Raw genomic sequence first — 21013 nt, 5'->3', positions numbered from 1 at the left:
TCGCTGGCTTTTCACGCACAAGGTGCGCTCCTGCAGCGACGCTGGTTGTGGTGGTCACGGACACCAGTACACCGCCACCGGCACGCGCTGCTGGGTCAGCACCGCGCGCACCGGATAGTGCTGCGCGGCATCGAGGCCGAGCCGCGCGTCGGCGAGCAGGTCGCGTTTCTTTTCGCCGGCCACCAGCAGGTACAGCGCGCGCGTTTCCAGCAGCGTCGGCAGGCTCAGCGTGATGCGCGGCTCGCCGGCGCCGGGCGCATGCATCGACAGCACGCGCGCGGTGCCGTCCAGGTCCAGCGCGTCGGCGAGGTGGTCTCCGCCGGGGAAGAACGAGGCGGTGTGGCCGTCGTCGCCCATGCCCAGCACCACCGCGTCGAACGGCAGCGGCAGCGCACCGATGCGCGCGCTGGTGGTGGCCAGCCCGGCTTCGGGGGTGGCGTCGCCGGTGTACAGCGGCATGAACTGCGCGGCACCGGCGGCGTGCTGCAACAGCAGCGACTTCACCAGCCGCGCGTTCGAACGCTCGTCGGTTTCCGCCACCCAGCGTTCGTCGACCAGGGTCACCTGCACCTTGGCCCAATCGAGTTTCTCGCGCGACAGGCGGGCGAAGAAATCCTTCGGCGTGCTGCCGCCGGAGACCGCCAGCACGGCATGGCCGCGTTCGGCCAATCCGCGGCGCAGGCGTTCGGCGACGCGTTCGGCCAGTGCCGTGGCCTGCGCCTTGCCATCGGTGAAGCTGTGTGTGGTGACGTTCAGATGGGTGGTCATGATGAGGGGTGGCGCGGCGGGCACTCAGGCATGGCTGCGCGCATCGTGGGGAAGGGAGCCCCAGTCTGCCGCACGCATCGGTGGGGCCGGGTGAAGCGTCGGTAAACGCAGCCTATTCACTGTCTTCGTTCCAGGTGCGGCCGTCGCGCTCGATCAGCGCCACCGCGGCGCTCGGGCCCCAGCTGCCGGCGGTGTACGGCCGCGGCGGCTCGCCGCTGCCGGCCCAGGCGGCGAGGATCGGGCCGGCCCAGCGCCACGCCGCTTCCACTTCGTCGCGGCGCATGAACAGGGTGGGGTTGCCGCGCACCACGTCGAGCAGCAGGCGTTCGTAGGCATCGGGTTGCTGCACGCCGAACGCTTCGGCAAAGCTCATGTCCAGCGGCACGTGGCGCAGGCGCAGGCCGCCGGGGCCGGGATGCTTGATGGTCAGCCACAGCTTCACGCCTTCGTCCGGCTGCAGCCGCAGCACCAGCCGGTTCTGCGCCAGCGTGCCGGCATCGGGGTTGAAGATCGAGTGCGGTACCGGCTTGAAGGTGACCACAATCTCCGACACCCGGCTCGGCAGCCGCTTGCCGGTGCGCAGGTAGAACGGCACGCCGGCCCAGCGCCAGTTGGCGATTTCCGCCTTCAGCGCCACGAAGGTTTCGGTGCTGGACTTGCTGTTGCCCAGCTCCTCCGGATAGCCGGGCACACTGGCGCCTTCGGCCACGCCGGCGCGGTACTGGCCGCGCACGGTGAGTTGGGCGGCATTGCTGTCGTCGATGGCTTTCAGCGAGTGCAGCACTTTCAGTTTCTCGTCGCGCACCGCGTCGGGCGCCAGCGACGACGGCGGCTCCATCGCCACCATGCACAGCAGCTGCAGCATGTGGTTCTGCACCATGTCGCGCAGTGCGCCGGCGCGGTCGTAGTACGCGCCGCGATGGCCGACGCCGAGGGTTTCGGCCACGGTGATCTGCACGTGGTCGATGTGGCCGGCGTTCCACAGCGGTTCGAACAGCGCGTTGCCGAAGCGCAGCACCAGCAGGTTCTGCACCGTCTCCTTGCCGAGGTAGTGGTCGATGCGGAAGGTCTGCGACTCGCTGAACACCTTGCCGACCGCGTCGTTGATCTGGTTCGCGCTGGCCAGGTCGCGGCCGATCGGCTTTTCCAGCACCACCCGCGAGGCACCTTCGTTGAGCTTGTACTGGCCCAGCCGGTTGCAGATGTCGACGAACAGTTCCGGCGAAGTGGACAGGTAGAACACGCGGATGTGGTCGGGCTGGTTGCCGATAAGGGCGGCGAAGTCGTCCCAGCCTTCGTCCTTGCGCGCATCCAGCGGGCGGTAATGGACTTGCTGCAGGAACACGTCGAGCTGCGCCGCCGCGCACACGCCGATCAGCGCCTCGCGCAGCTGCGCGCGGTAGCCGTCGTCGTCCAGCGCCTCGCGGGCGATGCCGACAATCCGGCTGCTGGCTGGGATCTGGCCGTCGAGAAAACGATGGAACAGGGCCGGCAGCAACTTGCGCACGGCGAGATCGCCGGTGCCGCCGAAAATCACCAGGTCGAACGGTTCGACCGATTGGGAGGAAGCAGTCACGCGAACACCTCGACTCGATGCCGGATGGCGGGCAGGGGCCGAATGGCGCGATAACCCGGGTTGCCGAAGATCGTACCAGTGAAATACCAGATCAGCTACCCGGGTGCATACGAATTCATAAAACAGGTTGCGGTTGGGCGACAAGCTGGAATCACCTCTCGGACTCCGCTCACCCCGGATCGAGTCCGGGCCGGGCTCTGGGCGCGGGTCGCAGGCCGAAGCCGAAGGGTCCCTCAGCACGCACTTCGACTTCGCCGGTTGGCGCGGCTGCGCCCGGTGCGAACGGCTGATCTGACGGGCTTGCGATCAGTGGTTCGCTATTGGTATCGTTCGCCGCATGGAAACCGCACTGGCCAACGAATACCGCCGCATCTGCCACGACCCGGCCACGCACCAGCCGCTGGCTTACCTGCGCCTGCGCCGGGCGATCCGCAACATCGTCGAACATCGCGACATCGAGCCGGGCCAGGCGCTGCCCAGCGAACGCGACCTGTCGCAGGTGCTGAAGCTGTCGCGGGTGACCGTGCGCAAGGCGATCGCCGGCCTGGTCGAGGAAGGCTTGCTGACCCAGCGCCACGGTGCCGGCACCTTTATCGCCGAGCGCATCGTCAAGCCGATGTCGCGGCTGACCAGCTTCACCGAGGATCTGCGCGAGCGCGGCCTGTCGCCGCGTTCGGAATTCTTCGAGCGCGGCATCGGCGAGGTGACGCCGGAAGAGTCGATGGCGCTGAACCTGTCGCCCGGCTCGCTGGTGGTGCGCCTGCACCGCGTGCGCTACGGCCAGGACGAACCGCTGGCGATCGAGCGCAGCGTGGTGCCGGCCAGCGTGCTGCCCGATCCGCTGCTGGTGCGCGACTCGTTGTACGAGGCACTCGAAAAACTCAACGCGCGCCCGCGCCGCGCGCTGCAGCGCTTGCGCGCGGTATCGCTGAACGCGCAGCAGGCGCGGCTGCTGCACGTCAATGTGGGCAGCGCCGGGCTGAGCATCGAGCGGCGCAGTTTTCTGGACGACGGCCGCGTGGTCGAGTTCACCTGTTCCTGGTATCGCGGCGACATCTACGACTTCGTCGCCGAACTGCAGACCGACTGAGGACCGATCCTGATGGCCGCCCGCGACACCCTGATGTACCAGGAAGCGCACGAGGCGGCCGATGTGGTTGCACGCCAGTTCGCCGCGAACGAAGCGGTGGTCAGTGCGCTGGCGCAATCGCTGCGCGCACAGCCGCCGCGTTTCATCGTCACTTGCGCGCGCGGCAGCTCCGATCACGCCGCGGCTTACGCGAAGTACGTGTTCGAGACGCAACTCGGCATCGTCACGGCATCGGCTTCGCCATCGGTGACTTCGGTGTATGCGGCCGAGCAGCAGTGGCAGGGCGCGCTGTTCATCGCGATCTCGCAGTCGGGCAAGAGCCCCGACCTGCTGCGCAATGCGGAAGCGGCAAAGGCCGCCGGCGCCCGCGTGGTGGCGCTGGTGAATGTCGAGGATTCGCCGCTGGCCGCGCTGGCCGATACGGTGATCCCGTTGCATGCCGGGCCCGAACGCAGCGTGGCGGCGACCAAGAGTTACATCGCCGCGCTGGCCGCGGTATTGCACCTGTGCGCGCGCTGGCGCGGCGACGCCGCACTGGGCGCCGCACTGCAGGTGTTGCCGGGTGCGCTGCGCAGCAACTGGGATGCGGACTGGTCCGCACTGAGCGACGGCCTGGCCGGTGCGCACAACCTGTTCGTCGTCGGCCGCGGCTACGGCCTCGGCATCGCGCTGGAGGCGGCGTTGAAATTCAAGGAAACCTGCGGCCTGCACGCCGAGGCGTTCAGCGCGGCCGAGGTGAAGCATGGCCCGATGGCCCTGGTCGGGCCGAATTTCCCGGTGCTGTGCTTCGCGCAGGACGACGATACCCTGGCCGGCACCCTGGCGGTGGCGCGCGAATTCCGCAGTCGTGGCGCGCAGGTGTTCGTGGCCGCGCCGGGGCAGCGCGGCGCAGGCACCTTGCCGGTGGCCGCCGGTTTGCCCGCGCTATGCACGCCGCTGCTGATCATCCAGAGCTTCTACCGCGCCGCCAGCGAGCTGTCACTGCGCCGTGGCTTCAACCCCGACGTGCCGCCGCATCTCAACAAGGTGACCGAGACGGTCTAGGGAATCGCCATGACTACCGCCCTTACCCACGCCCGCGTGCTCGCTGCCGACGGCTGGCACGACGACCTTGCTGTGCTGCTGGAGGGTGAGCGCATCGTCGACCTGCTGCCGCCGGCCGATCCGCGAGTGCGTGATGCGCATCAGCACGATCTGCACGGCGCGATGCTCTTGCCCGGCTTCATCGACGTGCAGGTCAACGGCGGCGGTGGCGTGCTGTTCAACGAAGCGCCCACGGTGGAAACGCTGCGTCGGATCGGCGCGGCGCACCGGCGCTTCGGCACTACCGGCTTCCTGCCGACGCTGATCAGCGACGACGTGGCCGTGATGCGCGCGGCGCTGGCCGCGGTGGAGCAGGCGCTGGCCGAGGGCGTACCCGGCGTGCTTGGCATCCATCTGGAAGGCCCGTACCTGGCGCCGGCACGCAAGGGCGTGCACGACCCGAAATACTTCCACGCGCCGGGCAGCGACGAGCTGGCGATGCTGTGCGCGCCGCATCGCGGCGTGCGACTGATCACGCTGGCGCCGGACCAGGTGTCGCTGGCCAGCATCGGTGCACTGGTCGCCGCCGGGCTGATCGTCTGCGCGGGACATACCGCGGCCGACTATGAAACGATCCGTGCCGCGCTCGCGGCCGGCGTGCGCGGCTTCACCCACCTGTTCAACGCGATGACGCCGTTCGGCAGCCGCGAGCCGGGCGTGGTCGGTGCCGCGCTGGAGGATGCGATGAGCTGGTGCGGCATCATCGTCGACGGCCATCACGTGCATCCGGCCAGCCTGCGCGTGGCGGTCGCCGCCAAGCCGCGCGGCAAGATGCTGCTGGTCACCGACGCGATGCCGCCGGTCGGTGCGGACCACCCCGACTACGTGCTCAACGGCGAAACGATCGTCGTGAAAGACGGCATCTGCCAGACCGCGCAAGGCGTGCTGGCCGGCTCCGCACTGGACATGGCCGGCGCCGTACGCAACGCGGTGCAGTTGCTCGGCCTGTCGCTGGAGGAAGCGGTACGCATGGCCAGCACCTACCCCGCCGAGTTCCTCGGCCTCGGTGGCAGCCACGGCCGCATCGCGCCGGGCTATCGCGCCGATCTGGTGGTGCTGGATGACGAGTATTGCGTGCAGCAGAGCTGGATCGGTGGGAGCTGAAGCGCGCGTGGCGGGCCGAGGCAGCGCAAGAACCGGATCGCCACAACAATCCGGAATTTCAGCGGCGGCCAGCCTGGCATGTGGTGATCAGTCCGCGTCAACCCCGGGCGGGCCGATGGCCAGACGCAGCGGCTCCAACTGCTTCGCATAGTGGCGCCATTGGTCCAGGCCGCGGGTGTGGATGGATTCGCGTACCTGAGCACTGCTTGGGGTGGCGACCGGAGAGGCGTTGAGTTCGGGATGCAGGCAGTTTTCCTCCAGCGAGAGCCCGCAGTATTCGAGTACTCCGCGCAGCATGGACTCCGGATCGCGCACCAGCGAGGTATAGGAAACGTCGAACATGGCGCCTGGCAAGCGATCGTGCCAATGCCGGGTCAAACGCGCGTATTCACCGTAGTAATGGGCCAAGGCCTGCAGGTCGTAGCTGTAGGACGAAACATTGCCGAACATGGCCTTGAAGTTCGAAAAGCAGGTGTCGATCGGATCGCGCACCATGTGCAGGATTGGCGCGTGCGGCAAAGCCCGGCGGATGAACGCGACCATCTGGATGTTGGCCGGAAGTTTGTCGATGTAGTATGCGCGACCCTGCGCGCGCCATTGCGTCTGCTTGAGATAGCGCGCACCCAGTTCGGCGTAGTCGATGTCGGCGCTGTGCTGGGTGATTTTTAGCAGGCCTTGTGATCTGGCCGGGGTTACGTCCGCTACCCAGTGCAGCTGGCGCCAGAAGTCGATGATCTCGCCGGCGGACACGACCTCCGAGTGGCCCGACAGCATCCGATCGAGCAGGGTGGTACCAGAGCGCGGCATGCCGACGATAAAAATGGGAATAGGACCATCGAACGCGGGTCTGGATCTCGTCTCATCGGTCTGCTCGTTCGGTACCGGCAGGCGTATCAATGCGTCGGTAACGGCGGCTTCGCCAGCCGTGTCGTAGGGATTGAGCTCGTGCATGAGGGAATTGCACCGCACTAGAGCGGGCCAGGCTTCTTCGTGGCGCTTGAGGTCGTCCAGTATCTTGAATTGCGCGTACTCAAATTCCGCGCGCACAAACCTGGCGTCGGGGTCCTTGCTGTTCCGGGTGAGCCGGTGCAGTTGTTCCTGCACGAAATCCAGCCGATTGGCTTCCGGCTTCTGCTTGCGCAGGTTCACCAGAACCATCGCTGCATCGCCGAAATGTGGCCAGCGCCTCAGGCAGCTCTCCAGTACCGTGCAGGCGTGATCGATGTCGCCACTGAACTGAAGCAGCATCGCATACAGGTGCAGCTCGCCCGGCGAATCGATACCAGCCGCCAAGGCTCTTTCCATCAACGCTCTGGCCGAGGCGATCTCGCCGAGCACGAAGCGTAGGTGTGCCTGCCCAACCAGTAATTCCGGCGGTGGCTCGGGTGCCTGGGCGAGCAGATCGAGACAGCTACGTGCAGCCAGGGTTTCGCCGACGGCAACGAGACGCTGCGCCACCTTGATGATGAAAGCCGTGTCTCGCGGAAGCCGCTGCGCGACACGAAGCATCAGTGCGGTCGATTCACGGAGCCGGCCCCGCTGGAACAGCACATCGGCCAGTTCAAGGCGCGCTACGGCATCGTCCGGTGCCTGCAGCACAAGCGACTCCAGGGTAGCCTGCGCGGCCTCCCACTGCTGGCTGTCGATGCATTGCCGGGCCTGCTGGCGCAGGCGGCTTTCTGCCGTGGAAAGGCTCAGTGAATTCATCTGGATATAGTAACTACACGGATGCTGCGTTGTGATCCTTCTCACCTTGTTCGCATGCGTACGATGAGGTCACTCCACCATCGGCGGCAACGGGCTCTCGGCAGCGGGATAAAAAAAGCCACCGGCCCGAAGGTCGGTGGCTTGGTTTGGCCAGTTTCAGCCGGTATCAGCTATCAGTAATCGTACTGGACCGACAGACGCACCGTACGCGGCGGCTGCCAGTAGATCCCGTCGCCATAGCTGTTGTTGACGTACACGGTACTGACACCATCGTAGGCGCTTTCGCCAGCCGCGTCGGTCTGTATCGGCCTCTGCTGGTTCAGCGCGTTGATCACATCCAGGTTGAAACCCAGCTTGTGGTCGGCAAACGCCGGCGCGTAGTGCACACCGAGGTTGACCAGTTCGGTCCATGGGGTGTGCCCGGCCTTGCCTGACGGGATGCGAACACCATGGCACCAGTGGTAGTTGCCGCTGCCGCCGTTGTTGTAGCCAGTCGGGTCGCCGACGCCGGTCGGGCCGTAATAGCCCAAGCACTCCTTGGGCGTACCGGACTGCGCCAGCAGCGTGCCGGAGACCAGCCATTCCGGCGTGATCTGATAAGCGCCGCGGAAGCGGATCTGGTGCTTGCGTACGTTGGCCAGTTCGCCATCTTGGCCATCCATGAGCTGCCAGCTGTCCCAGTCCTCGGTCTTGGAGACGTCGCCCTGGCCGAAGTCGGAACGCACCTGACCCTCGGTGTTGCCGAAGCCGCGACTCCAAGTGTAATCGAGGCGAGCCATCCACTTGCCGTCGAACGGATGCTCCAGGTACATATTCAGCGAACCGATCTTGCGCCTGACGCCATTGATGTAGCCCCAGTCCTTCTGGGTCATCGGCACGAGGACGCTGCTGCTGCCATCATCCGTCTTCACCAGCATGTTGTTGGTCAGGCCGGGGTTGATCAGGCGGCAGTACGAGGCGCCGTACAGCGAGTCGCCGTAAAGACCCGGATCCAGTCCCATGCTGGTCATCTTGGTGGCGATCTGGCCCGGCGAGCACTCATCGTCGATCGCGGTCTTCAGGTCGCGCCACATCGCCTTGGCGCCGTAGGTCCAGCTGTCGTTGAGCTTCTTGTCGAAGCCAGCGATGAACTCATCCACGTACTCCGGCTTCAGGTTGCGCGCGGTGACCTGCTGCGGATCCTTGGGCAGGCCGAACTCGCCATCGGGCGAGGTGACCGGGCCAAGCGCCGTCAGGCCGGTCGGCACGCCGTTCGCGTCGATGCCGGTATAGCTGAACCGCTGGGTGAGATAGGTCGAACGGTTTGCCGCACGCTCGGCCGCGTTGTCGGGCAGCGCCAGGTAGTAGCGGCCGACATTGCCGTAGATCTTGAACGAGGAGTCGCCATTTACGTCCCAGCTGGCGCCGATGCGTGGCTCCCACTGGTTCTTCTCGTCCACGAACGCCTTGCCGAGGTCGTTGTAGTTGGTGAAATGGTCGTTGCGGACGCCGATGTTCAGCAGCACGTTGGAGCTGACCTGCCAGTCGTCCTGCAGGTAGTAGGCCTTCTGGGTCATCGTCATGCTGGTGGCCCAGCCGACCGTGCGCTTCTGCACGTAGGTGGGGAAGTAGCGCCAGTAGTAGTTCAGCGCCGGGTTGAACGGATTCTGATTGTCCGGACCCTGGTTTTTGGCCCCGTAGCTCATGTTGTCGATACCGACGGCGAGGTCGTGATCACCCAGCTTGTAGTCGAAGTCGACGCGCAGGCCGTGGGTGCTGTTGCTCGCCTTCGGCGATGTCCAGGTGGTATTGCCCTGGGCGTTGACGATACCGTTCGGCCCCGTGCCCGGCGGCAGGTAGGCCGTGTTCTGGTTGTAGGGACGCGAGATGAATGGCAGCGGACTCTGGTTGCCGTAGACGACCGGATCCTGGAAGTGGGCCTTGCCGTACAGGATGCTCAGCGTGGCTGCATCGGTGATGTAGCTGGTGAAGTGACCCAGGTAGAACTGGGCGTTGTCCTTGGTGATGTCGTTCTTGTTGATGTAGGCACCCGACTTCAACGTGTCGTTGTCGAACGCGTAGGTCGAGCCGGCGCCGGTGGACTTCTGGTTGTTCAGCGCAGTCAGTTCCAGGATGTTGCTGTCGGTGATATTCCAGTCCAGCTTGCCGTAGAACTTCGTGTGCTTATCCCGGTTGTACTGGACTTTCTGATTGACGGCAGACTCCACATTGTTGGTCTGCGTCTTGGTGGTCTCGGCCGCCAGGAACATGAACAGCTTGTCCTGGATCAGCGGGCCACCGAGGTAGGCGGAGTAGGTTGTCTCCCACTCCTTGTTGTCGTTGCGGTACTGGTTCAGCGTACCCGGCTTGGCTGGATCTTCCAGCTGGTAATGGGTGAAGCCATCGGGGCTGGCGGGGTTGGCGACATCTGCGGGGATTGCAGGGTTGCCGTAACGGTTGTTGACCGGCGTGCCCTCGAGGAACCGCGGCTGCCAGACCGCCTGGGCGCCGAAGTGCCATTCATTGGTGCCGCGCTTGCCGATCTGGTTGATCACACCACCGTCGGAGCGGCCGTACTTGGCGCTGTAACCGCCGGTCAGCGTTTCCTGCTGGTCGATCGCGCCGTAGGGCAGCGCAAAGCCACCCAGGTTCTTGTACGGCTCGCCGGTGTTGTAGCCGTTCACGTAGTAAGCGTTCTCGGACACGCTCGATCCGCCGAAGGCGACCGCGTTGGGGAAGAAGCCGCTGCCCTTGACCGTACCCGGAGCGAGGAGGGCGATGGACTCCGCGTCGCGACTGATCGGCAGTTTCCGCAGGTCGGCGGCGGTGATGACCGTGCTCGAACTGACGCTGGAGACGTCGATGGAAGGCAATGCATTGGCCGAGACGGTCACCGCGCTCAGCGATGTCGTTTCGGCACTGAACGTGACCACAGTGCCGGCGTTGGGCGCCAAGGACACCTTGCGTGTGTCGACGACCGCGCCATCTTTCTTAAGCGAGACCGTGTAGACACCGACCGGCACGTTGCTGATCTGGAAACGCCCGGAGCTGTCGACAGCCACTTCGCGCGTCAGACCGGACGAGTTGGTGGCACTGACGGTTTCACCCGCGGCTGCCGGTGCCTGGCCAAAGATGGAGCCCGTGGTGGACTGCGCCATGGCGACACCGCCGAGGCTCATGCTCAGTGCCAGGGCGAGCGCGGTATGGTGCCACCTCGGATTATGGATTTTGTTTTGACTGCTCATTGGTAATGAATTTCCCCAGAGTGGAAGGCCCAAAGGCCGAGTGACGTAATTCGATCAGCGCATCGATCAGCAAGCCGATGCATGTTGGCCGCCGCCGATGGGTCCATCAGGCAGGCATGTGGCCTCATGTCGTCGCTTTGTATCCATGACATCTAACAACCTGCTGTCCGAACATAAAACGACATAAATACTGACGTCAACAAAATGTTTATAAGTCATCACCAATTAGTAAGTAATTACGATTTCAGGCTAATTGACTTACAATAACTTGCGATTATTGTTTCCTTGTTTAGCTAATGTGAGTACTAGCTTGTGAAACGTACGCAGCGGTTAGAACAATAGGGTCGGAACCTGAAAACGCCCTCTTAACGCAGGTGTCCGATTGCGCGAGCTTCGCGTCAGGGTTAGAGTTGCGCGGTTCAGGTGTCCCGAAGGCTCATGGCCCGACGGATGAAACGGGAAGCCGGTGCGTGGTGTGCGAACGCACTGCAAGGCCGGCGCTGCCCCCGCAACGGTAAGCGAGATCCACGAACGGCGGATGCCACTGTGCGCAGCACGGGAAGGCGCCGTTCACGGCCTGCGGAACACCGCAGGCCACTCGTCAGCCCGGAGACCGGCCCGAACGATTCCTGGTGGCTCGCGGTGGGCGAGGCCGAACCACGTGTCGGTCGCTCCTGCCTGCCCGTCGTTCCGTCTTCCCCCCGCTTGCCGTCAGCTCATTGAACACATGAGCCGTGCGCGGGTGCGCGGCGTAGAGGAACGAACATGATGAAGAAGTCCCTGCTGGCAGCAGCGCTGCTCGGCGGCACGATGGCCGCGCAAGCCGCCGACCAGAACGACGCATCGGCGCTGGCGCCGGTGATCGTCACCGCCACGCGCACCGCGATCACTGCCGACGAAGCGCTGTCGTCGGTGACGGTGATCACCCGCGCCGACATCGAGCGGCTGCAGCCGCTGTCGGTACCGGACCTGCTGGCCGGGCTGCCCGGGGTGAGCTTCGCCAACACCGGCGGCTACGGCCAGCAGACCTCGCTGTTCATGCGCGGCACCAACTCCACCCACACCCTGCTGCTGGTCGACGGCGTGCGGGTGGCTTCGGTCAGCGCCGGGCTGGCGGCGTTCGAGCAGATTCCGGTGGAGCAGATCGAGCGCATCGAGATCGTGCGCGGCCCGCGTTCCAGCCTGTACGGCGCCGACGCGATCGGCGGGGTGATCCAGATCTTCACCCGCCGCGGTACGCGTGATGGCGGCCTGCAGCCTTCCTTCAGCGTGACCACCGGCAGCAACAACCTGCTGCGCGGCCAGGCCGGTTTGTCCGGCGGCAGCGAGCACGCCTGGTACAACCTCGGCGTCGGCGCCCAGTACACCCGCGGCATCAATGCCTGCCGCATTGGCGCCGGCGTGGTGTTCGCCGGCTGCTTTACTGATGAGCCGGACCGCGACGCCTACCGCAACAAGAACCTCAGCGCCAGCGGCGGCTACCGCTGGGACAACGGCGCCGAGCTCACCGGCACCTGGCTGCGCAGCCTCGGCGAGATCCATTTCGACGGCAGCTACCAGAACCGCAGCCGCACCCTGCAGCAGGTCGCCGGCAGCAGTTTCAGTTTCGACCCGCTGGAGGCATGGAAGACCACGCTGAGCGCGGGCCAGAACCTGGACCGCTACGACAACTACGAGAACCGTGACTTCGTCGGCTACATCTACTCGCGGCGCAACCAGGCGTCGTGGCAGAACGACCTCAGCGTGGCCAGCAACCAGCTGCTGACGCTCGGTATCGACTGGCAGGGCGAGCACATCGACAGCGACACCGGCTTCCTCGCCAGCCGCCGCAACAATACCGGCGGCTACGCGCAGTACCAGGGTACGTTCGGCCGCAACGAGGTGCAGCTGTCGGCGCGGCGCGATCACAACAGCCAGTTCGGCAACCACAACACCGGCGCCGCGGCGTGGGGCTATCGCTTCGATGGCGGCCTGAAGTTGTCGGCCAGCTACGGCAGCGCGTTCCATGCGCCAACCTTCAACGACCTGTATTACCCGTACGGCAGCGGCAATCCGGACCTGAAGCCGGAAAAATCGCGCAGCGCCGAACTGGGCCTGAGCCAGCAGCAGGAGACATGGAACTGGGCGCTGAACGCCTACCAGACCCGCATCGACCAGCTGATCGCGCTGGACAGCAACTACTTCCCGTCCAATATCAGCAAGGCGCGCATCCGCGGCGTGGAAGGCCAGCTCGGCGCGAACTTCGCCGGCTGGCAGTTGCAGACCTACCTGGGCTGGCTGCAACCGCGCAACGAGGACGGCGGCGTCAACGACGGCCGCACCTTGCCGCGCCGACCCGGGCGCACCGCGCGGGTGGATCTGGACCGCCGCTTCGGCGCGTTTGGCGTCGGCGCCAGCGTCAACGCCGCCGGGCGCAGCTACGACGACGCGGCCAACCGCCATCCGCTGGGCGGCTACGCCACTACCGATCTGCGCGCCAGCTGGCATTTCGCGCCGGACTGGCAGGTCGAGGCGCGCCTGGCGAACGTGTTCGACCGCCACTACGAGACCGTCTGGTACTTCAACCAGCCCGGCCACAGCGCGTTCCTGACCCTGCGCTACAGCCCGGCCAGGCGCTGATCCCGCTGCCACGCATGCAGGAACCCGGTAGCGGGTTTCTGCATGTGGGTGGACTTCAGGCACATACACAAGGACCGCGACAACTGGCATAACGTCGGCATGAATGGAACGCCCGCAACGTCCCTGGCCGCGCCCCCGGCGCTCCCGCCACGCTTGCGCGCCAGGGAGGCCGCTTGAACCTCTTCGCCCCGTTGGTCCGCCGACCCGTCGGCACCTCGTTGCTTGCGCTCGGGTTGATGCTGGCCGGGCTGTGGGCGTACCTGCTGCTCGGCGTGGCGGCGTTTCCGTCGATCGAGTTTCCCGGCGTGGTGGTGTTTGCGCAGATGCCGGGCGCCAGCGCGCAGACCATGGCCGCGACCGTGGTGGCGCCGCTGGAACGCCATCTCGGGCGTATCCCCGGGGTGCGGCAGATGTCCTCCGGCGCCAGCGAGGGCGGCGCGCAGATCCAGGTCCTGTTCAACATGGACCGCAATGCCGACAAGGCCGCGCGCGACGTGCAGGCGGCGATCAACGCGGCGGCGACGGACCTGCCGGCCGGCCGGCCTCCGCCCGGATATTTCAAGTTCGACACCTCGCAGATCCCGGTGCTGCTGGTCTCGCTGACCTCGGCCAGCCTGCCACCGGACCGGTTGTACGACCTCACCGACACCTTGCTGAAGCCGGCGGTGGCACAAATTCCCGGTGTGGCCCAAGTGCAGGTGAGTGGCGGCACGCCGCACGCGGTGCGCATCGTGCTGAACACCGGTGCGCTGGTGGGCATGGGCATCACCGCCAACGACGTGGCCAATGCGCTGCGCGCTGCCAACGTCACCTCGCCGCAGGGCACGCTCAGCAACGGCGTCACGCGCATGACGGTGAGCGCCAACGACGCGCTGCACACGGTGCAGGATTTCGCCGCGCTGGTGGTCGCCAGCCACAACGGCGTACCGGTGCGGCTGGCCGACGTGGCGACGATCAGCGGCGGCCAGGAAGACAAGTACGCGGCGGCGTGGTTCAACGGCCAGCGCGCGGTGGTGCTGCAGATCAACAAGCGGCCGGAAGCGAACACGGTGGCCACGGTGGCGGCGGTCCGCGCGCGCCTGCCCGAGCTGCGCGCTCTGCTGCCGGCCGACGCGACAATCACCCCGATCTTCGACTTCACCCCGACCACCCTGTCGGCGCTGCACGAGGTGGAGGTCGCGCTGCTGATGGGCATCGTGATGGTGGCGCTGGTGATGCTGGTGTTCCTGCGCCGGCTGCGGCCCACCGTGATCGCGATGTTCAGCGTGCCGCTGTCGCTGGCCGGCGCGTTCGTGGCGATGTGGATGCTCGGCTTCACCCTCAACATCTTCTCGCTGGTGGCGCTGGTGCTGTGCGTGGGCTTCGTGGTGGACGACGCGATCGTGGTGATCGAGAACATCGTGCGCCACATGGAACGCGGCGAGCCGCCGCTGCAGGCCGCGCTCAACGGCGTGCGCGAGATCGGCTTCACGGTGATCTCGATCACGCTGTCGCTGATCGCGGTGTTCGGGCCGATGGTGTTCGGCAACAACATGTTCACCATGCTGATGCGCGAGTTCTCGGTAACCCTGATCGCCACCATCGTGATCTCGGCACTGGTCTCGCTCACGCTCACCCCGGCGCTGTGCGGCGCCTGGCTGGCGCACGAGCCCGCGGGCACGCGCACGCCGGGGCGGCTGGAGCGTCTGGCCGAGCGTTTCGACAACGGCATGCTGCGCATCTACGAGCGCGCGCTGGACTGGGCCATGCATCATCGCCGGCTGATGCGCTGGCAGCCACTGATCCTGCTGGCGTTCACCATCGGCCTGGCGGTCGTGGTGGTGATGACCGCCGGCGGCGGCCTGATGCCGAAGGAGGACACCGGCCTGCTGCAGGTGAGCATCACCGCCGACGCCAACATCTCGCCCACCCTGCTGGCCCGGCGCACGCAGGAGGTGGCGGCGAAAGTCCAGGCCGATCCGGCGGTGGATGACGTCTCCGCCTTCCTCGGCGGCAACAACGCCGGCGGCGCGGTCGGCAACCAGTCCAGCCTGTTCGTCGACCTGAGGCCGCTTGGCGACCGGCCGGGCGACCGCCACGTCACCTCCCAGGCGGTGGTCGACCGGCTGGACAAGTACTTCAAGAACGTGCCGGACCTGGACGTGTCGCTCAGCGTCAACCAGTTCATCAACGGTGGCGGCGGTGGCGGTGGCGGCAAAGGGCAGTATGCGTTCCAGCTCGACAGCCTGGACGGCACGTCGCTGCAGCAGCCCACCCTGAAGCTGGCGCGGGTGATGCGCGGCATGAAGCAGTTTCGCAACGTCAGCACCAGCTTCGACAGCATCGGCAAGCAGCAGATGCTGCAGGTGGACCGCAACGCCGCCGCGCGGCTGCACGTGAGCCTGGCCCAGGTGGACACGGCACTGGCCAACGCGTTCGGCCAGACCCCGGTCTCCACCATCTACTCCGACATCAACCAGTACCGCGTGGTGATCACCGCCAGCAGCGCCGAGTCGCTGAGCCCGGCCACCCTGCTCAATACCTATGTACGCAATGCGCAGGGGAAGATGATTCCGCTGTCCGCGCTGGCGAAGATCCAGCCGCACATCGCACCGGCCACCATTCGCCACGAGGACCAGCTCGAATCGGCCGCAATCATCTACAACCTGGCCAAGGGCCTCACCCAGGCGGACGGCCTGAAGCTGGTCGACCAGGCGATGTTCGCCGCACAGCTGCCGCCCGGCGTGCAGAAGAAATATTCCGGCGACAACAAGAACCTGGTCGACACGATGAACAACGCGCTGGTCATGCTGCTGGCGGTGATCCTGGTGATGTACGTGGTGCTGGGCATCCTGTACGAGAGCCTGATCCACCCGCTGACCATCCTTTCCACCCTGCCGGCCGCCGGCATGGGCGCGTTCCTGGCGATGCTGGTCACGCATACCCAGCTGACCCTGATGTCGGTGATCGCGATCCTGATGCTGATCGGCATCGTCAAGAAGAACGCGATCCTGATGGTCGACTTCGCCCTGGTCGCCGAACGCGACCGCGGCATGTCGCCGCCGGAGGCGATTCGCGAGGCGGCGCTGGTGCGCTTTCGCCCGATCACCATGACCACCCTGGTCGCGATGGGCGCGGCGCTGCCGCTGGCGATCGGCTTCGGCTACGGTTCGGAGATGCGCCAGCCGCTCGGCATCGCCATCCTCGGCGGCCTGTTCGTGTCGCAGCTGCTGACCTTGCTGAGCACGCCGGCGATCTACCTGTGGCAGCACGACCACCGCCAGCGCAAGGCCGCGCGGCGTCAGTTGCGGGCCGAGATCAAACGCCAGCGGATAGTGCAGCAGCAGATGCCGGCCTTGCCGAAATAATCGCGGCGGCCCCCTGCCTTCCGGCAGGGTGTGGACTTCAGGCACATACGTCGGGGCGTGCCAAAGGGCATAAAGTGGGCATGAACGGAACTCTTGCCCTATCCTCGCCATCCCTGCGCGGCTCCAGTCTGCGTCCGCACCGGTGGACGGAAGCACCATGAACATCTTCGCCCCGTTGATCCGCCGCCCGGTCGGCACCTCGCTGCTCGCGCTCGGCCTGATGTTGGCCGGGCTATGGGCGTACCTGCTGCTCGGCGTGGCCGCGTTGCCGTCGCTGGATTTTCCCGGCGTCTACGTGGTGGCCAGCCAGCCCGGCGCCAGCGCGCAGACCATGGCGAACACCGTGCTGGCGCCGCTGGAGCGGCACCTGGGGCGCATCCCCGGCGTCGACGAGATGTACGGCAATGCGAACGAGGGTTCCGCCTCGGTGATGGTGCGCTTCACCATGGACCGCACCGCCGACAGCGCTGCGCGCGACGTGCAGGCGGCGATCAACGCGGCCGCGGTCGACCTGCCGCCGGGGATGCCGTCGCCGCCGCAGTACTTCAAGTTCGACACCTCGCAGATCCCGATCCTGTTCCTCGCGCTGACCTCGACCGGGCTGCCGCAGGACCAGCTGTTCGACCTCACCGACACCTTGCTCAAACCGGCGGTGGCGCAGATCGACGGCGTGGCCCAGGTGCAGGTGTTCGGCGGCACCCCGCACGCGGTGCGGATCGAGCTGGACACCGCCGCGCTGGCGGCCAAGAACCTCACCGCGAGCGACGTGGCCAACGCGCTGCGCGCGGCCAACGTCACCTCGCCGCAGGGCATCCTGAGCAACGGTCGCACGCAGATGACGGTGAGCGCCAGCGACGGCCTGCAGACGCCGGCCGAGTTCGCGCGCCTGCTGGTCTCGGTGAAGAACGGCACGCCGGTGCGGTTGTCCGACGTGGCGAAGATCTACGGCGGCCAGCAAGACGAGTACCAGGCGGCGTGGTTCAACGACGCGCATGCGGTCGGCATGCAGATCAGCAAGCGGCCGGAGGCGAACGCGGTGGCCACGGTGGAGGCGATCCGCGCCAAGCTGCCGCAGCTGCGTGCCTCGCTGCCGCAAAACGTGACGATGACGCCGGTGTTCGACCTCACCCAGACCACCAAGTCGGCGCTGCACGAAGTGCAGGTGGCGCTGCTGATCTCGATCGTCATGGTCGTCTTGGTGATGCTGGTGTTCCTGCGCCGGCTGCGCCCGACCTTGATCGCCACGCTGAGCGTGCCGCTGTCGCTGGCCGGCGCGTTCGTGGTGATGTGGACGCTGGGCTACACGCTCAACACGTTGTCGCTGGTGGCGCTGGTGCTGTGCATCGGCTTCGTGGTGGATGACGCGATCGTGGTGATCGAGAACATCGTGCGCCACATGGAGCGCGGCGAGCCGCCGATGCAGGCGGCGCTGACCGGCGTGCGCGAGATCGGCTTCACGGTGATCTCGATCACCTTGTCGCTGGTGGCGGTGTTCGCGCCGCTGCTGTTCGGCAACAACATGCTGGTGCTGCTGCTGCGCGAGTTTTCGGTGACCCTGACTGCGGCAGTGGTGATCTCGGCGCTGGTCTCGCTGACGCTGACGCCGGCGCTGTGCGCCTACCTGCTGACCCACGAGCCGGAGCACCGCAAGCCGCCCGGGCGGATCGAGCGGGCGGTGGAGAATTTCGACCGCAACCTGCTGCGCATCTACGCGCGCGCGCTGGACTGGGCGATGCACCATCGCCGGCTGATGCGTTGGCAGCCGTTGACCCTGCTGCTGCTCACCTTCGCACTCGGCTTCGCGGTGGCGAAGACCGCCGGCGGCACCTTCATGCCGGACGAGGACACCGGCCAGCTGCAGGTGGACATCCGCGCCGACGCGAACATCTCGCCGGCCGAGCTGACCGCGCGCGCGCTGGCCGTGGCGAAGATCATGCAGGCCGATCCGGCCGTGCTCGACCAGCTGACCATGCTCGGCCGCGATGGCGGCGGCGGTGGCGCGGTCGGCAACAATGCGCAGATGTTCGTCGACCTGAAGCCGCGCGGCAGCGGGCCGGGCCAGCGCGACGAAGGCATCAAGCAGGTGGTCGAACGGCTGTCGAAACAGTACGACAAGCTGCCCAACGTGAAGGTGTCGGTGAGCGCCGCGCAGTTCCTCGGTGGCGGCGGCAGCGGCGACGGTGGCGGCCAGTACGAGTTCCAGCTGATCAGCACCAACGGCGACGACCTGCAGCCGTGGGTGCTGAAGATGGTGCGGCAGCTGCGCACCATCAAGGAATTCCGCGACGTCGGCAGCAACTTCGACCAGGTCGGCAAGCAGCAGCTGCTGAAGATCGATCGCGAGGCGGCCGGGCGCCTGCACGTGGGCATCGGCACGATCGACTCGGCGCTGTACAACTCGTTCGGCCAGCGCCAGGTGTCGCAGATCTATTCCGACATCAACCAGTACTCGGTGGTGCTCAGCACCGGCGCGGCGCAGAGCGTGAGTCCGGAGTCGCTGCTCAACGTGCGCGTGCGCAACGAGCAGGGCCGGATGATTCCGCTGTCCGCGCTGGCGACGATCGAGCCGGACATCAGCCCGCTGCGCGTGCGCCACCACAACCAGCTCGAAGCGGCCACGATCAGCTACAACCTGGCCAAGGACGTGCCGCAGGACCGCGGCGTCAAGCTGGTCGAACAGGCCGCCTACGCGGCCGGGCTGCCGGCCGGCATGCGGGTGGATTTCACCGGCGCCAACCAGCGCCTGAAGCAAGCGCAGTCCAACGGCATGGTACTGCTGCTCGGCTCGATCCTGGCGATGTACATCGTGCTGGGCATCCTGTACGAAAGCCTCGGCCATCCGTTGACCATCCTGTCCACCTTGCCGGCGGCCGGCGCCGGCGCGTTCCTGGCGATGCTGGTGACGCAGACGCAGATTTCGATGATGGCGATCATCGCGATCCTGATGCTGATCGGCATCGTCAAGAAAAACGCAATCCTGATGGTCGACTTCGCCCTGGTCGCCGAACGCGAACGCGGACTGTCCGCGCCCGAGGCGATCCGCGAAGCCGCACTGGTACGCTTCCGCCCGATCACCATGACCACCCTGGTCGCGATGGGCGCTGCGCTGCCGCTGGCGATCGGTTTCGGCATCGGCTCGGAAATGCGCCAGCCGCTCGGCATCGCCATCGTCGGCGGTTTGCTGGTGTCACAGCTGCTGACCCTGCTCAGCACCCCGGCGATCTACCTGTGGAATTACGACCGCAAGATCCGCAAGGCCGCGCGGAAGGAGCGCAAGGTGGAGAAGAGGCGGCGCAAGGCGCTGGGTGGGGCGCAGGCGGCGACGTGAGCTGAGAGTCCGGGGGAGTTGCGCGCTTAACTTCCTCCATCCCCCACTGCATCCTCCTTTTGCGCTTGCCGCCGACCTGAAGGAGATGGGTGCGGCAGGAGGCTGGCTCAGCCAGTCCCCGTTTTGCAGAGCAATCAATCGTGGAAGTGGTGGCGTTGTGCATGCCACCAGCGACCCCAGAACACACCGATCGCCACGGAAATGCCACCGAACACGAGTGCCGGTACGCGTGCATCGCCGAGGTCGGTGCGTACGAGCGGGCTGATGATCGAGTAGACCATGCTTGCCGCCAGCAGCACGAAGCCCGACCACCAGGCGAACAGCGTGCGTCGATAGATACCAAGGGCGATGCCGAGTATCGCGATGGAGCCCGTGCCGACGAGCATGCGGAACGTTTCGTTCGCATAAGGTGTGATCACGGAGCCGTCAGGGCCGCCGCGATAGGTCTGGATGCCGCTGATCGCCGAAATGATGCCAAGGAGCCCGAATAGGGCGAACAGTCCGGCCAGCGGGTAAATGAAAACGGGTGTCTTGCCTGTCCCCGCTTGGTCGGCAAGGCCTGCACCCTGGCCAGGCGTGGCGGTGTCTGGCGGTACTTGCAGTGCGGTACGCATGACATCTGTGAGCCAGGCGTCATCGTTCCGCGAAAACCATTGGCCCAGCGCCGTCAGCCCGACGCCGAAGCCCATCATCCCGATGGCCGCCAGCGGGAACATGGCGATTTTCGGCGATGCCACGGCTGCCACCGAGCCTGCGATCGCGAACAATGCAAGCATGCCAAGCCAGAACGCCATGAACACCTTCACCAACAGTGTCATGGTGAAACGACCGCGCAGCACGACCTTGCCCTGTCGTTGCTCGAACCTGCCGATGAAGAACGGCTTGAACGAGTTGCCCACCATCGGAATGACCCGCTGCAGCGACACGCGGTTTTCCTTCACCGTGCCGGCGGCGCATTCCTGCGTGGCGAACGGAAACGACCATCGGCGCGTGGCGGCCCGCAGCCGCTCCACGGATTCGTTCATGCCGAACACGCTCACGAATTCGACGGGCCCGGAACCCGTCCAGACGTTCTTGATCCAGCGGAACATGCCACCTCCCGCAACAGGTTAGCGTTCGACCATCATCGCAGATCGCCCGCCCCGCCCCGCCACGCGGCTCGGCTTC

At 66.1% G+C, this 21013-nt stretch carries 11 protein-coding genes and 1 riboswitch; of the genes, 6 read left to right on the top strand and 5 right to left on the bottom strand.

Annotation, left to right across the window (positions count from 1 at the left end; genetic code table 11):
* Positions 1–54: 54 nt before the first annotated feature.
* The gene (pgl, locus tag ASG75_RS10275) at positions 55–768 is read right to left on the bottom strand and encodes a 6-phosphogluconolactonase (protein ID WP_056388579.1); all 714 of its coding nucleotides are present in this window, start codon (positions 766–768) and stop codon (positions 55–57) included.
* Between the two features lie 112 nt (positions 769–880).
* Entirely contained in the window at positions 881–2344 is a 1464-nt protein-coding gene (gene zwf / locus ASG75_RS10270) for a glucose-6-phosphate dehydrogenase (RefSeq protein ID WP_056388577.1), read from the bottom strand.
* A gap of 337 nt (positions 2345–2681) precedes the next feature.
* Between zwf and ASG75_RS10265 the strand changes: the two genes are divergently transcribed.
* Genes ASG75_RS10265 through nagA form a run of 3 tightly spaced genes read left to right on the top strand, consistent with a single transcriptional unit; the run spans position 2682 to position 5621 of the window.
* Positions 2682–3434 (top strand): GntR family transcriptional regulator, encoded by a 753-nt coding sequence (locus tag ASG75_RS10265; protein WP_056388576.1) that lies wholly within the window; start codon positions 2682–2684, stop codon positions 3432–3434.
* A 12-nt stretch (positions 3435–3446) separates the two neighbouring features.
* A complete protein-coding gene (locus ASG75_RS10260) occupies positions 3447–4478 on the top strand; it encodes an SIS domain-containing protein (RefSeq protein WP_056388575.1) in 1032 nt (343 codons plus the stop codon).
* A 9-nt stretch (positions 4479–4487) separates the two neighbouring features.
* Positions 4488–5621 carry an N-acetylglucosamine-6-phosphate deacetylase gene (nagA, locus tag ASG75_RS10255; RefSeq protein ID WP_056388574.1) on the top strand — a complete coding sequence of 378 codons (1134 nt, stop codon included), beginning with the start codon at positions 4488–4490 and terminating at the stop codon, positions 5619–5621.
* A gap of 87 nt (positions 5622–5708) precedes the next feature.
* On the opposite strand, the gene ASG75_RS10250 is transcribed toward nagA, so the two are convergent.
* Together ASG75_RS10250 and ASG75_RS10245 are read right to left on the bottom strand one after the other, a co-directional pair.
* Positions 5709–7328: a sulfotransferase gene (locus ASG75_RS10250; protein ID WP_056388573.1), complete on the bottom strand. Its 1620-nt coding sequence runs from the start codon at positions 7326–7328 to the stop codon at positions 5709–5711.
* Between the two features lie 173 nt (positions 7329–7501).
* Positions 7502–10486, bottom strand: coding sequence for a TonB-dependent receptor (locus tag ASG75_RS10245; RefSeq protein ID WP_235580187.1), 2985 nt, complete (start codon positions 10484–10486; stop codon positions 7502–7504).
* Positions 10487–10956: 470 nt separating this feature from the next.
* Positions 10957–11189: riboswitch (cobalamin riboswitch) on the top strand.
* A gap of 131 nt (positions 11190–11320) precedes the next feature.
* Between ASG75_RS10245 and btuB the strand changes: the two genes are divergently transcribed.
* The 3 genes from btuB (at position 11321) to ASG75_RS10230 (ending at position 19846) form a co-directional block, all read left to right on the top strand.
* Positions 11321–13171, top strand: coding sequence for a TonB-dependent vitamin B12 receptor (btuB, locus tag ASG75_RS10240; protein WP_082547587.1), 1851 nt, complete (start codon positions 11321–11323; stop codon positions 13169–13171).
* Between the two features lie 173 nt (positions 13172–13344).
* Positions 13345–16518: an efflux RND transporter permease subunit gene (locus ASG75_RS10235; protein ID WP_056388566.1), complete on the top strand. Its 3174-nt coding sequence runs from the start codon at positions 13345–13347 to the stop codon at positions 16516–16518.
* Positions 16519–16675: 157 nt separating this feature from the next.
* Entirely contained in the window at positions 16676–19846 is a 3171-nt protein-coding gene (locus ASG75_RS10230) for an efflux RND transporter permease subunit (protein ID WP_056389285.1), read from the top strand.
* A 134-nt stretch (positions 19847–19980) separates the two neighbouring features.
* On the opposite strand, the gene ASG75_RS10225 is transcribed toward ASG75_RS10230, so the two are convergent.
* A complete protein-coding gene (locus tag ASG75_RS10225; protein ID WP_056388563.1) occupies positions 19981–20937 on the bottom strand; it encodes a hypothetical protein in 957 nt (318 codons plus the stop codon).
* Between the last annotated feature and the right edge of the window lie 76 nt (positions 20938–21013).

It is taken from the genome of Rhodanobacter sp. Soil772 (assembly GCF_001428385.1).
GTDB lineage: Bacteria > Pseudomonadota > Gammaproteobacteria > Xanthomonadales > Rhodanobacteraceae > Rhodanobacter.
This window is presented reverse-complemented; position numbering and strand designations above follow the sequence as displayed.

What these genes read in the sequence shown, in the direction of transcription:
- ASG75_RS10225 (WP_056388563.1), bottom strand. Translation starts at nt 20,937, where the DNA reads ATGTTCCGCTGGATCAAGAACGTCTGGACGGGTTCCGGGCCCGTCGAA.
- nagA (WP_056388574.1), top strand. Translation starts at nt 4,488, where the DNA reads ATGACTACCGCCCTTACCCACGCCCGCGTGCTCGCTGCCGACGGCTGG.
- btuB (WP_082547587.1), top strand. Translation starts at nt 11,321, where the DNA reads ATGAAGAAGTCCCTGCTGGCAGCAGCGCTGCTCGGCGGCACGATGGCC.
- ASG75_RS10260 (WP_056388575.1), top strand. Translation starts at nt 3,447, where the DNA reads ATGGCCGCCCGCGACACCCTGATGTACCAGGAAGCGCACGAGGCGGCC.
- ASG75_RS10265 (WP_056388576.1), top strand. Translation starts at nt 2,682, where the DNA reads ATGGAAACCGCACTGGCCAACGAATACCGCCGCATCTGCCACGACCCG.
- ASG75_RS10245 (WP_235580187.1), bottom strand. Translation starts at nt 10,486, where the DNA reads ATGAGCCTCGGCGGTGTCGCCATGGCGCAGTCCACCACGGGCTCCATC.
- ASG75_RS10230 (WP_056389285.1), top strand. Translation starts at nt 16,676, where the DNA reads ATGAACATCTTCGCCCCGTTGATCCGCCGCCCGGTCGGCACCTCGCTG.
- pgl (WP_056388579.1), bottom strand. Translation starts at nt 768, where the DNA reads ATGACCACCCATCTGAACGTCACCACACACAGCTTCACCGATGGCAAG.
- ASG75_RS10250 (WP_056388573.1), bottom strand. Translation starts at nt 7,328, where the DNA reads ATGAATTCACTGAGCCTTTCCACGGCAGAAAGCCGCCTGCGCCAGCAG.